This is a genomic window from Rhodobacteraceae bacterium M382 (genome assembly GCA_025141015.1).
Taxonomy (GTDB): Bacteria; Pseudomonadota; Alphaproteobacteria; order Rhodobacterales; family Rhodobacteraceae; genus Aliisedimentitalea; species Aliisedimentitalea scapharcae.
The window spans coordinates 4383774-4396893 of sequence record CP081098.1; the positions used below are offsets into that span (position 1 = coordinate 4383774).

The window sequence follows — 13120 nt, forward strand, 5'->3', positions numbered from 1 at the left end:
ATCTTCCATCGAAACCTTGGCCTTTTGGTCAGGGACTTGTTTTACTGATCTTGCGAAAGATCACCGTATCGGGCACCCCTTTCTTTGGATTGACCCGAGTTCTGCGACGGAGATGAAACCATGAGTGACCTTATTTGTGTTGGCGCCGTGAGCGGATCTTATGGTGTGCGTGGCGAAGTGCGCATCAAGAGTTTCTGTGCCATCCCGGACGAAATCGAAACCTATTCCCCCCTGACCAACGAAGACGGCAGCCAAAGCTATTCGCTGCATCTGATCCGCGCGGTCAAAGGCGGGTTCACTGCCCGTCTGGGCGGAGTCGAAACCAAGGAACAGGGCGACGCGATCAAGGGATTGCGCCTGTTTGCGCGACGCGATCAGCTCCCCTCTCTGCCGGATGATGAATACTATCACGCCGATCTGATCGGCGTGGATGTGTATGACACCGGTGGCGCGCTGATCGGACAGGTAAAACAGGTGCTCAACCACGGCGCCTCGGATCTGTTGGATATTCAGGGCCCGGGCCTGAAGGAAGCGGTCCTGCTGCCGTTCACTTTGGCTGCGGTCCCCACTGTGGATCTGGACCAACGCCGCATTGTCATTGACCCGCCTGACGGGGTTTTCTGATGCGTCGGATTGTCGTTCATCCTGGATTTCACAAGACGGCGACAACCACGGTTCAAACTGCATTGGCTGCACAGGCCGACCTGTTGTCGCCCCATGTTCAACTGGTGTTTCGCGACGACATCCTGTCTGCTGCCCGTTCGGCCCAAGCCTATTCCAAGGACAAAGACCCCCTGACCCTGGCGGTTTTTCTGATGGAATTTGCCAGCGTCCTCGAAGCCTGTGACCCGGATGACCCCCGCCCTATGTTGATCTCGACCGAGGATCTGTGCGGATTTCTGGTCGGCCGCCATGGGGTCCGGGACTATTCTGCGGCACCGGCGCTGATGCAGGCGATATGCACCGCGATAACCGAAGTCATGGGGCCCTCTGTTGAATTGCTGTTTTATCTCTCCACGCGGCGCAGCGGTTGGCTGGACAGTTGTTATTGGCAATTGTTGCGCGCCGGGCGTCTGACGATCCCCCTGGACGCATTCGTGAAGCAATATGGCGCGGCCGCAGATTTATCCGGCCAGGTCGAAGCCATCCGACAGGCCATTCACCCGATTACAATTCGCGAAACCGCATTGGAGGACATGACAGGTCCGCTGGGTCCGCTGGGTCCGGTTTTTGATCTGCTCGGGCTGCCTGCACATGTGGTAGAGGCACTTACGCTCCCCGTCCGGAGCAATGTACAGGGCTCGCCTGATCTGCGCGATGAATTGCTCTCCATCAACCAGAGCACGATCAGCGACAGGGAGGCCGAGAGGCTACGCCGCCAGCTCCTGCGCAAAAGCTGGACCCGGCTGCCCAAAAGCTGACGTTTCCTTTTGCCCCGGCACGCGATAAGAGGCGAATATGTCCGACGATACGCCCCATACACCCGCACACGCACCCGCCAAATCCCATGGCCGCAAGGCAATCCGCCCCACGTTTCAACCGCGTGAGCTGATGACGCCGACGCCAGATCTGGTGGGCGTGTGGAAGGCCAAGATCATCACACTGTTCCCAACCGCCTTTCCCGGCGTGCTGGGAGAAAGCCTGACAGGCAAAGCGCTGCAACAGGGGTTGTGGCAGTTGGAGACCGTGGATCTGAGGGAATTCGGCGTGGGCAAGCATCGCAATGTCGATGACACCCCTGCCGGTGGTGGTGCGGGCATGGTTCTGCGTCCAGATGTTTTGGGCGATGCCATCGAGCACACGATGGCAGGTGTGCAGGGCCATTGGCCCATCATCTACCTGTCACCGCGCGGCCGCCCGATGGATCAAAAGATGATGCAGGGCCTGGCGCGCTGTGACGGCGTGACGCTGTTGTGTGGCCGGTTCGAAGGGGTCGATGAGCGGGTGCTGGAACATTATGGCATTCAGGAAGTTTCCTTGGGCGATTTTGTAATGACCGGCGGTGAAATCGCCGCACAGGCGCTGATCGACGCTACCGTGCGACTGATTCCGGGCGTATTGGGCAACCAGGCTTCGACCGAAGAGGAAAGCTTTTCCTCCGGTTTGCTGGAACATCCGCAATACACCCGTCCCGCAGAGTGGAAGGGACGCCCGATCCCCGATGTGCTGATGTCCGGGCACCACGGCAAGGTCGCTGAATGGCGTCACGAGATGAGCGAAAAGATCACCCGGGAAAGGCGCCCAGACTTGTGGGATGTCCATAGCAGGAAGAAGCCCGACTAGGCCGCCCGGGTTCCCATTACGCTGACTTTCTGCATCCAGGCGTCGACGTCTTTGTCTTTTGGATGGCTGGCCTGTGCAAAATGCATCACCTTGACTGGTTTGAAGCCGACAAACCCAAGGATTTGTCTTTTCAGCTGCCAATACAGCGGACGGTTCAACAAGAACCGAAAATACCACCACGGGCTGTCCGAGGTCAGGATGACATGGGCGCTGCGCCCCGATAACAGCGGTTTCGGCAACCCTGTGCCCCTGGGATCAAACGTTCGCCCGGGCAAAAACGTCCTGTCGATCAACCCTTTGAGTTTCGCTGGCAACCCACCCCACCACATGGGGCTGGTCATGACGAAATGCTCGCACCACTCCAGAGAGTCCAGAAACGATTCAAGATCCGGTTCGAGCGGCTTTTGGTTTTTATACCCCCCAAACCCATAGTCGGGATCAAAATCCAGATCATGGAGCGCCACGATTCTGGCGTCATGTCCATTTTGTTTGGCCGCATCAAAATAGGTGCGCGCCAGCTGATGGGAAATCGAAGAGCGGGCTGGGTGCCCATCCAGAATCAGAATGCGTTTTCGTGTCATCACGTTCTCCATAATTGACCACGGTCATTTTAAATACCAGAATTTGACCGTGGTCAATTATACTTTTTGACCCCGGTCACATTTTGTGTAAAAACCCTCGCATGCCCGAAACACTCCAATCCCGCACGCTCAAAACCCGCGCCCGTTTGGTTGCGGCAGCCGAAGAGGTGATTTCCGAAACCGGCTATGGCGCACTGCGTGTCGAAGAGGTCGTGCGCCGCGCTGGTGTGGCCAAAGGAACATTCTTTGCCCATTTCCCCGACAAAGACGCGCTGATGGATCGTCTGATCGGGGCGCGGGTCGACGGAATTCTGGATGATCTGGCGGGACAGGACGCTCCGGGATCCCTCCAAAACCTGATTTCGGTGCTGACCCCTCTGATGCGGTTCATGGCGCATGAACGATATGTTTTTGATGTGATATTGCGCCATTCAGGGGCAGCCCAAAAGGATGACATCGGCCCTATCGCCATGACATTTGGCCGCTTTATCGAGATCCTCACACCGTGGCTGTGCGGTTCGGTCTTTCGAACAGATGCGTCGCCTGAAATCCTCGCCGAAGGTGTTCAGGCCTTTCTGATCAACACCATCGCCTTGCACTTTTGTGCGCTGCACAATGACAGACCAGCGTCCGCGCATTTGGAACGCTATCTTTCGCTGTGGCTGATGCCGCAATCGCCCCTTGATCTAAACGGCTGACCTGCCTATACACCGCCTGTCCGGGACTCGTCTGAGTCGTCTGGGCCTGTTTCGTTTTGACATACGCCCGGTTTTCTTCGACCGGTTGGTCAACGTGAACAGCAATGGAAAGCAACGACGGCTAATCTCTGGCGGGCGCGACACGCGGACCCGATGAAGGCTCAGAGCTCTTGGACGGCGAAAACCTTTGCGGAACAACCGCAAGCAGTTAGGAGATGATCAGATGAACCTGATCGCAGAACTGGAGGCGGAACAGATTGCCGCCCTGGGGCATAACATCCCCGATTTCAAAGCTGGCGATACCATTCGCGTCGGCTTTAAGGTGACCGAAGGCTCGCGCTCGCGTGTGCAGAACTATGAAGGTGTCTGCATCAGCCGTAAAAACGGCAGCGGCATTGCCGGTTCGTTCACCGTTCGCAAGATTTCCTTTGGCGAAGGCGTAGAACGTGTGTTCCCGCTGCATTCGACCAATATCGACAGCATCACCGTCGTTCGTCGCGGTCGTGTTCGTCGTGCCAAGCTGTACTATCTGCGTGCACGTCGTGGTAAATCCGCACGTATCGCCGAAGACGCACACTACAAGCCCAAGAAAGCCTGAGGAGCGGTATCATGAAAAAAGACACCCATCCCGAATATCACGTCATCAACGTCAAGATGACCGACGGCACCATGCTGGAAATGCGCTCCACCTGGGGCAAAGAAGGCGACACCATGGCGCTGGACATCGACCCATCCGTGCACCCCGCATGGACCGGTGGCGGTGCGCGCCTGATGGACACCGGTGGCCGTGTGTCCAAGTTCAAGAAAAAATACGAAGGCCTGGGCTTCTAAGCTTCCCAAGCCGGACCAAAACACCAAAGGCTGCCTTGGTTCGAGGCAGCCTTTTTTGATTTCTCTTCTCCCTCCTCTGCGTGGCCTTGCCACGAGAAAGCCGCTCCGTCGTGAAACAAGCCCTTGCCGATGCGCTGCAACAGCGTGGTTATGAAACCCTGACTCCGGTGCAGACCGCCGTGACCGACCCAGATCTGACCGAACGCGATCTGTTGGTGTCGGCACAGACCGGATCGGGCAAGACAGTCGGGTTTGGCCTGGCATTGGCACCGACGTTGCTGGAAGGTGAAAAATTCGAAGCTGCGGACGCGCCGCTGGCCTTGATCATCGCACCAACGCGGGAATTGGCCTTGCAGGTCAAACGCGAATTGTCCTGGCTCTTTGCCAATGCGGGCGCAACGCTCGCATCCTGCGTCGGCGGCATGGACATGCGCGACGAACGCCGGGCGCTGGCGCGTGGGGCGCATATCGTCGTCGCCACGCCGGGCCGTTTGCGTGACCACATCATGCGCGGCACCATCGACCTGAGCCAGGTGCGCGGTGTCGTTCTGGACGAAGCTGACGAAATGCTGGACCTGGGGTTCCGCGAAGATCTGGAGTTCATTCTGGGCGAAGCCCCGGAAACCCGCCGGACCCTGATGTTTTCTGCCACCGTGCCCAAAGGTATCGCGGCGCTGGCGCAGAGCTATCAGAAGGACGCACAGCGTGTCACCACAGTGGCGGAAAAGGAACAGCACGCCGACATCGAATACAGGCTGATGCATGTCGGCCATCAGGACGCTGAAAACGCAATCATCAATGTACTGCGCTACTACGAAGCGCCCAACGCCATCGTTTTTGCCAACACCCGCGCCATGGTGAACCGGCTGACTACCCGACTGTCCAACCGCGGATTTTCGGTCGTTGCGCTGTCCGGTGAATTGAGCCAGACGGAACGGACCCATGCACTGCAGGCCATGCGTGATGGCCGTGCCCGTGTCTGTGTGGCCACAGATGTCGCGGCGCGTGGCATCGATTTGCCGGGGCTGGATCTGGTGATCCACGCCGAGCTGCCCAACAATCATGAAACCTTGTTGCACCGGTCCGGCCGGACAGGACGCGCCGGGCGCAAGGGTGTCAGCGCGCTGATCGCCCCCCCCAAGATGCGCTCGAAGGCGACGCGTCTGTTGCGGTGGGCCAAGTTGGACGCGCAATTCGGCGAAGCACCATCTGCGGATGATGTCCGTGCCCGCGATCAAGAGCGTATGTTGCAAGACGCCACCTGGCACGACGCCGTGACCGACGCCGAAACGCCGGTTGTTCAGGGCCTGTTGGATCAGTTTACGCCCGAACAGATCGCCGCCGCCTATTTGCGTCTGTATCACGCCCAACGCTCGGCCCCCGAAGAGCTGAGCGCAGCGGATTCCCGCCCGGAGCGTTCGGACAACAGGGCCGCATTTGGTCCCAGCGTCTGGTTTTCGATTGCGGGTGGACGCGACGCCGGAGCCGAACCGCGTCGGTATCTGCCCATGCTGTGCAAGGCCGGCAACACCGATCGCGATGTGTTTGGTGCCATCCGGGTGCAGGACACCGAAACCTTTGTAGAAATCAAGGAAACCGCAGTCGCGGCATTCCTGGAAGCCATTGGCGACAAGGGTGAAATAGAACCAGGAGCAGTCCTGAAGCGTCTGGACAAGGCCCCTGACCTGGGACAGGGCGGTCGCGCCAAATTCGGCAACAAGCCCAAACCCCGCGGTGACAAACCCAAGGCATACGGTGACAAACCCAAATCGTATGGCGACAAACCCAAGGCATACGGCGACAAGCCCAAACCCTATGGTGGCAAACCCAAACTCCATGGCGCGAAAGAACACCGCAAGGGCGAAGGTTGGTCGGAGAAACCCGATTACAATTCGGACAAGCCACGCTCTGCTGCCAAGAAAAGCGCGCCAAAGCCACGGACAGAGCAACCTGTCGAAGAGCCCAAGATGACCGTTACCCAGTTGAAACGGCCAACGCTCAAGGGGCCACAGCCGCCAAAAGGCAAGCCAAGCAGCAAGAAGAACAAAGCACGCAAGACCAGCGGCGGCGCACCCAAAGGCGGTGATGCCCGCCCAAAACGGCCCCCATCCAAGCCGCGCAAAAGTTAAAAAACAATCATGCATGGCCCGACATCCATCGGGCCGTGCGTCTTTCGTCATCCAAACGCTTTTCTTGAAGCGCGACACAACATATAGTCGCGTCAACTAAATCGTGCGGGTTTCGCATTGGCAGGGGAACGCAGGCAATGGCGCATATCATAGTCGTCGGCAACGAAAAGGGCGGCGCAGGGAAATCGACGGTGTCCATGCATGTCGCAACCACATTGGTTCGTCTGGGACACAAGGTCAGCGCGCTGGATCTGGACCTGCGTCAAAGATCGCTGGGCCGCTATCTGGAGAACCGGCAGGACTTTGCCACCAAGGCGGGATTGAACCTGCCGATGGTGGAATGCCACGATCTGCCCGAAATCGACGCATCCATTTTGCAACCCGGCGAAAACATCTATGACCATCGACTGTCCGCTGCGGTGGCCACGTTGGAGCCAGACAATGATTTTATCCTGATTGATTGCCCCGGATCACACACGCGGCTTAGCCAGGTGGCGCATTCGCTGGCCGACACCCTGATCACGCCGCTCAACGACAGCTTTGTTGATTTCGATTTGTTGGCGCATACCGATCAAATGGGCGAAAAGATCGTCGGACCATCGGTCTATTCGGAAATGGTGTGGAATGCCCGCCAGCTGCGGGCCCAGGCCGGGCTGAAGCCAATCGACTGGATCGTCGTGCGCAACCGTGTCGGTACCCAACGTATGGTCAACAAGGAAAAGATGGAACGCGCCATCACCATGCTGTCCAAACGCATCGGGTTCCGGGTCGCGCCCGGATTTTCCGAACGGGTGATTTTCCGCGAATTGTTCCCCCGTGGATTGACCCTGCTGGATCTCAAGGACATCGGGGTCAAGCAGCTGAACATTTCGAACATCGCTGCGCGTCAGGAATTGCGGGACATGATGAAAGCCCTGAACCTGCCCGGCGTCGAAATCGAGATCTGAGCCGCCGCCGGGGGTGTCACCCTTCGAAGATCGTGAACAATTCGATGGGCGCAGCGACGCCACGCAGCATATATCGCCCCAATGACACCAGATCATGGGAGGCAGGTTGCGCGGCGCGATGCACGTGTTCTGAAATGATAATGCTTTGCCCAACGGACCGGTGCATCCCCGAAATCCGCGAGGTCAGGTTCACAGTCGGCCCGATGACGGTGAAATCCAGGCGGTTTTCGGCACCAATATTGCCATAGAGAATCTCGCCAGCGTGCAACGCGAGGGTAAAGCCGGTGGTGGTCAACCCCTGGGCCTCGCGCGTCCGGTTCAGGTCACGGATTTTCACCTGAAGTTCGGATGCCGCATTCAACGCGGCAGTGGCATCCTCTTCGATGCTGCCCAGATCAAACATGGTCAACATGCCGTCGCCCATGAATTTGAGAATATTGCCGCCGTGGTTCTGGATTGTTGCAACCGCCAAGGCGAAATAATCGTTCAACATCTCGATCAGCTCGGTGCCCGGAATGCTCTCGGCAAGGCTGGTAAAATCCTTGAGGTCAAAATAGCAGATCACCGCATCAATCCGCTGCGAAGAGCCGCGCTGGATTTCGCCAGAGAGCACCCGTTTTCCCGCGTCCCGCCCCAGATAGACCCGTAACAGGTCGGCAGCCATCTGCCGATTTGACGATGACTTTAACGCCAGCCCCAAATACGGAAGGCTCCCGCGGATGATGTTCAGGTCGTCATCCTCAAACCCGCCCAACCGGTCAGTTGTCCAGGAAATCAAAACCCCTTCGGGCGCATGATTGGGGTCGATTTCACGGTCGTCCGGCTTTTCAAACCACAATCCGGTGGCGAAATACTCTGTTGCGCCCTGACCGCGCAGATCCTCGAGCAGCGGAAAAACACTGAAATCCTCGTTCACATCCAACCCGGCGCGAAACTCATCAAGGCCATTTGTCAGAATTTGATAAAATGGGCTGCGCACCCATTCGTCAAGGGGGGAGTCGCGGTGTTCGTAATGTTCATGCGACAGGCCATCCGCCCTGGTCCAACTAAACCCAAGGCCGCCGAATTTCGGATGAAACGCACGTTGTGCCAGATGCAGGCGCCACAGGGGCACCCCCATATCCTCGAGACGCTGGCAGTATCCCTGCAACATCTCTTGTTGGCCCGCACCTTGAAGCCCCTGTTGCATGAGCCAGGAGATCAGCGGCATTGCCCGGCCGGCCGATTCCAATGTCAGTGTTGGTTCAGCAACCATCCTCGGCCCCTTTGCGCATGTTACGATTGATATGGGTCTGGATTCGGAAATTTCGAGAGCCAGAGCAACAGTTTATTCCATCCCCGCGAGGCGTCTCAACATCATCCGCAGCAGGGCAACTTCGCCTTTGGTAAACTGGGCTGCCAGTTTCACATCATAGTCTTCGGCCACAGCCCGCAGATCGCGATAGGCGGTTTCTCCGGCCGAAGTCAGCGCCAAATGTTCGGACCGGCGGTCATATTCATCCCTGGTCCGTGATACGAATCGCTTTTGCGTCAGCTTGTGGACAGCTCTTGAGATCTTGGTTTTATGGATTTTTGCCCGATCACCAATTTCTTTGGCCGTCATCTGACCATAGATTCCCAGATGAAACAGGACCCGCCATTCGGTGCGCAACATCCCATAGCGATCCTTGTAAACCTGTTGAAAGGCAAGCGAACTTTCTTCGGCTGCCTGGTTCAGTAAAAACGGCAGAAATTCACGCAAGGCAAAGTCATCTTTTTGGGTCATTGTGATCTCCTTCCCCTTGTTAGTTACAAAATCAACTATTACCGAAGCAAGCAGTAAGTAAAAGGAACGCGCGAAATGAAACCTCAAATTGCCCCGCATCGGATGGTACAGGCCCCATCACTTGCCGGTCCGAATGAAGGATACATGCCCGGGTTCGGCAATGATTTCGAAACCGAGGCTCTGCCCGGTGCCCTGCCCCAAGGTATGAACAGCCCACAAAAATGCGACTATGGTTTGTATGGCGAACAGTTGAGCGGCACCGCTTTTACCGCTGACCCACCAGAACGGACCTGGTGCTATCGCATCCGCCCATCGGTCAAACATTCACATCGATACACCAAGATCGACCTGCCCCTGTGGACATCCGCGCCCTGCGTCGATCCGGATGTCATCAGCCTGGGCCAGTATCGCTGGGATCCGGTTGCCCATTCCGACGATGGCCAAACCTGGCTGACCGGTATGCGCACCATGACCACCGCAGGGGACGTGAACACCCAGGTCGGCATGGCCAGCCATGTATATCTGGTCACCGAGTCGATGGTAGACGATTACTTTTTCTCCGCTGATTCCGAACTGCTGGTCGTCCCACAGGAAGGCCGCCTGCGCTTTGCGACCGAGCTGGGGATCATTGATTTGGAGCCACAGGAAATCGCCATCATTCCGCGTGGTCTCGTGTATCGCGTCGAAGTTCTGGACGGCCCCTGTCGTGGGTTTGTCTGTGAAAACTACGGTCAGAAATTCGAACTGCCAGGTCGCGGGCCGATTGGGGCCAACTGCATGGCCAATCCGCGTGATTTCAAAGCCCCGGTGGCGGCGTTTGAAGACCGGGAGGTCCCATCGACTGTCACCGTCAAGTGGTGTGGCCAGTTCCATCGCACGGATATTGGTCAGTCGCCTTTGGATGTGGTGGCATGGCACGGCAACTATGCACCCGTGAAATATGACCTCAAAACGTACTGCCCTGTGGGTGCGATCCTGTTCGACCACCCGGATCCATCGATCTTTACCGTGTTGACGGCGCCATCGGGTGTACCGGGCACGGCAAATATCGATTTTGTTCTGTTCCGGGACCGCTGGATGGTGGCTGAAAACACCTTCCGCCCACCGTGGTACCACAAGAACATCATGTCCGAACTGATGGGCAACATCTACGGCCAGTATGACGCCAAACCACAGGGCTTTGTTCCAGGTGGCATGAGCCTGCACAACATGATGCTCCCACATGGACCTGACAAGAATGCGTTCGAGGGCGCGTCGAATTCAAACCTGGGGCCGGAAAAGCTGGAAAACACCATGTCGTTCATGTTCGAAACCCGCTTCCCGCAACATCTCACCGCATTTGCAGCCAATGAAGCACCGCTGCAAGATGACTATATCGATTGCTGGGCCGACATCGAAAAGAAATTCGATGGTACACCCGGATTGAAATAAGGCCAACGGTGCGTGCAAGCACGCACCCTACGGCGCATCGACACAATGTAGGGTGTGTGCTTGCACGCACCTCCCGACAAAGGAAAACCAATGCCCTTGATGACAAGCTGGGTGACATCGGCAAATGATGCCAACCACCCGTTCCCGCTGAACAACCTGCCGTATGGCGTGTTTTCAACCGATAGCGACGATGCCCGTTGCGGGGTCGCCATCGGTGACTTGATCCTTGACATGCAGGCCGCTGAAGACGCCGGGTTGATCACGCTTGCAGACTATGCCCTGTTCGAGCTGCCCATCTGGAACGACCTGATGGACGAAGGGCCTGCCGTTTGGGCCGCCCTGCGTGATCGCCTGATTGCTCTGCTCTCCGATGGGGCCGCCGAACGCGACAAGGTCGAACCGTTGCTGGTTCCAATGGCCGATGTCACGCTGCACATGCCTTTTGGTGTCAGCGAATACACCGACTTTTATGCCGGCAAGCAGCACGCCCAGAACATGGGGGCCATCCTGCGCGGCTCTCCGGATCTGCCCGCCAACTGGCTGCATATTCCGATCGGTTACAATGGGCGCGCCTCGTCAGTTGTGGTTTCGGGCACCCCGATCCACCGCCCCAATGGCCAGACCAAGGCACCGGACGCAGATATGCCGTCCTTTGGCCCCTCCAAGCGGCTCGACATCGAGCTGGAAATGGGCGCGATTGTCGGCACCGGTTCGGAATTTGGCCAGCCCGTGACGGTGGATCAGGCCGATGCCATGATCTTTGGCTATGTGTTGCTGAACGACTGGTCAGCACGCGACATTCAGGGCTGGGAATACCAGCCGCTCGGCCCGTTTCAGGGCAAGGCGTTTGGCACCTCGATCAGCCCATGGATCGTGACCGCCGCCGCGCTGGAGAGCTTCCGCGCGCCCACCCCGCCGCGGGACAAGGAATTGCTGCCTTATCTGAACGGCAGCAAAGACGGCCTGTATGACATCGAGCTCGAAGTTTTGATGCAACCAAACGGCGCTGACAGTGCGTCGGTTATCTCGAAAACCAACTACAACCGCATGTATTACTCGGCGGCCGAACAGCTGTGCCATCACGCGATTGGTGGCTGCGAGATGAACGCCGGCGACCTGCTGGGATCGGGCACGATTTCTGGCCCTGTGCGCGAGGAATACGGCTCTCTTATGGAGCTCAGCTGGGCCGGGCGCGAACCCTTCACGCTCGACACCGGGGAAACCCGCGGCTTTATCGAAGACGGAGACACGCTGACCCTGCGCGGCAATGCCCGCGGCGATGGGTTCACTATTGGATTTGGCGATTGCGTGGGCACCATCCTGCCCGCCGTGACATGGCCCGCAGAATAAGGATCTGACAAATGGCAAAAGCATTCGCGTCCCAAGGGGACATGACAGAAAAGAAAATCACCTTCGACGAAATCGGAGACGGCCTCTATGCGTTCACGGCCGAAGGCGACCCAAATTCGGGCGTAATCATCGGTGACGACAGCGTCATGATCGTCGAAGCCCAGGCCACACCGCGTTTGGCCAACAAAGTCATCGAGTGCGTGCGTTCGGTTACCGACAAACCGATCAGCCATGTGGTCCTGACCCACTATCACGCTGTCCGCGTGTTGGGGGCCTCGGCGTTCGATGCGCAGCAGATCATCATGGGCGACACCGCCCGTGCAATGGTTGTCGAACGCGGCCAGGAAGATTGGGACAGCGAATTCCAACGGTTTCCCCGCCTGTTCGAAGGTCACGAAAGCATCCCAGGCCTGACATGGCCGACCACGACCTTCTCCGAAGACATGACCGTCTATCTCGGCAACCGCCGTGTGGACCTGATGCATCTGGGTCGTGCCCATACAGCAGGTGACATCGTCATTCATGTGCCGGATCAGAACGTCATGTTCACCGGTGACATCGTCGAAGACCATTCCGCCTGTTATTGCGGTGATGGACATTTTGGCGACTGGGGCAGCACATTGGACAACATAGCGGCCTTTGACGTGGACGCGATTGCGCCCGGTCGCGGTGGTGCATTGATCGGCAAAGAGGCTGTGAACCGCGCCATCGAAAGCACCCGTGACTTTGTCGAAAGCACCTATCGCCCGGCTGCCAAAGTGGCCGCCCGCGGTGGATCGCTGAAAGAAGCCTGGGACGCGGTGCGCGCCGAATGCGACCCCAAGTTCGCCGATTATGCGATCTATGAACACTGTCTGCCATTCAACGTGGCGCGCGCCTATGACGAAGCACGCGGGATCGACACACCGCGGATCTGGACTGCCCAGCGCGATCTGGACATGTGGGCCGCCCTGCAAGGCTGACCCAAAACGGCCGCCCGGGGCACCTTGATCCAGATCGTGTTGCCCCGGTCCAATCGATGAGACCATGAAACCATCCTCCCGGCGCAGACCCGTGCCGGGACACAGAGAAGATGTGCCCATGGCACAGCCCGAATTCAGGAGGA

The 13120-nt window shown here is 57.9% G+C and carries 14 protein-coding genes; 11 read left to right on the forward strand and 3 right to left on the reverse strand.

Annotated features, from left to right (window positions below; genetic code table 11):
• Positions 1-120: 120 nt before the first annotated feature.
• Genes rimM through trmD form a run of 3 tightly spaced genes read left to right on the forward strand, consistent with a single transcriptional unit; the run spans position 121 to position 2283 of the window.
• Positions 121-624 carry a ribosome maturation factor RimM gene (gene rimM / locus K3727_20335; protein ID UWQ91061.1) on the forward strand — a complete coding sequence of 168 codons (504 nt, stop codon included), beginning with the start codon at positions 121-123 and terminating at the stop codon, positions 622-624.
• The gene (locus tag K3727_20340) at positions 624-1421 is read left to right on the forward strand and encodes a hypothetical protein (protein ID UWQ91062.1); all 798 of its coding nucleotides are present in this window, start codon (positions 624-626) and stop codon (positions 1419-1421) included. The genes rimM and K3727_20340 overlap by 1 nt, the downstream gene beginning before the upstream one ends.
• 37 nt (positions 1422-1458) lie before the next feature.
• Positions 1459-2283 carry a tRNA (guanosine(37)-N1)-methyltransferase TrmD gene (trmD, locus tag K3727_20345; protein UWQ91063.1) on the forward strand — a complete coding sequence of 275 codons (825 nt, stop codon included), beginning with the start codon at positions 1459-1461 and terminating at the stop codon, positions 2281-2283.
• Here the strand turns inward: trmD and K3727_20350 are convergent.
• Entirely contained in the window at positions 2280-2864 is a 585-nt protein-coding gene (locus K3727_20350; protein UWQ91064.1) for an NAD(P)H-dependent oxidoreductase, read from the reverse strand. The genes trmD and K3727_20350 overlap by 4 nt on opposite strands.
• Before the next feature lie 101 nt (positions 2865-2965).
• Here K3727_20350 and K3727_20355 point away from each other — a divergent pair, with 101 nt between their 5' ends.
• The 5 genes from K3727_20355 to K3727_20375 all read left to right on the forward strand — a co-directional run bounded on the left by K3727_20355 (position 2966) and on the right by K3727_20375 (position 7469).
• A complete protein-coding gene (locus K3727_20355; protein ID UWQ91065.1) occupies positions 2966-3562 on the forward strand; it encodes a TetR/AcrR family transcriptional regulator in 597 nt (198 codons plus the stop codon).
• Between the two features lie 223 nt (positions 3563-3785).
• Positions 3786-4160, forward strand: coding sequence for a 50S ribosomal protein L19 (gene rplS / locus K3727_20360; GenBank protein UWQ91066.1), 375 nt, complete (start codon positions 3786-3788; stop codon positions 4158-4160).
• A gap of 11 nt (positions 4161-4171) precedes the next feature.
• Positions 4172-4393, forward strand: a complete 222-nt coding sequence (gene rpmE / locus K3727_20365) for a 50S ribosomal protein L31 (GenBank protein ID UWQ91067.1) — start codon at positions 4172-4174, stop codon at positions 4391-4393.
• Positions 4394-4503: 110 nt separating this feature from the next.
• Entirely contained in the window at positions 4504-6522 is a 2019-nt protein-coding gene (locus K3727_20370) for a DEAD/DEAH box helicase (GenBank protein ID UWQ91068.1), read from the forward strand.
• A 137-nt stretch (positions 6523-6659) separates the two neighbouring features.
• Positions 6660-7469: a division plane positioning ATPase MipZ gene (locus tag K3727_20375; GenBank protein ID UWQ91069.1), complete on the forward strand. Its 810-nt coding sequence runs from the start codon at positions 6660-6662 to the stop codon at positions 7467-7469.
• A gap of 16 nt (positions 7470-7485) precedes the next feature.
• Here the strand turns inward: K3727_20375 and K3727_20380 are convergent, their stop codons facing one another.
• Positions 7486-8724 (reverse strand): adenylate/guanylate cyclase domain-containing protein, encoded by a 1239-nt coding sequence (locus K3727_20380; GenBank protein UWQ91070.1) that lies wholly within the window; start codon positions 8722-8724, stop codon positions 7486-7488.
• 72 nt (positions 8725-8796) lie between these two features.
• Positions 8797-9234: a MarR family transcriptional regulator gene (locus tag K3727_20385; GenBank protein ID UWQ91071.1), complete on the reverse strand. Its 438-nt coding sequence runs from the start codon at positions 9232-9234 to the stop codon at positions 8797-8799.
• Positions 9235-9336: 102 nt separating this feature from the next.
• Between K3727_20385 and hmgA the strand changes: the two genes are divergently transcribed.
• The 3 genes from hmgA (at position 9337) to K3727_20400 (ending at position 12977) form a co-directional block, all read left to right on the forward strand.
• Entirely contained in the window at positions 9337-10665 is a 1329-nt protein-coding gene (gene hmgA / locus K3727_20390) for a homogentisate 1,2-dioxygenase (protein ID UWQ93473.1), read from the forward strand.
• Positions 10666-10755: 90 nt separating this feature from the next.
• Complete coding sequence (gene fahA, locus K3727_20395) at positions 10756-12015, forward strand: fumarylacetoacetase (GenBank protein UWQ91072.1); 1260 nt, start codon at positions 10756-10758, stop codon at positions 12013-12015.
• 11 nt (positions 12016-12026) lie between these two features.
• Positions 12027-12977, forward strand: coding sequence for an MBL fold metallo-hydrolase (locus K3727_20400; GenBank protein UWQ91073.1), 951 nt, complete (start codon positions 12027-12029; stop codon positions 12975-12977).
• Positions 12978-13120 lie beyond the last annotated feature (143 nt).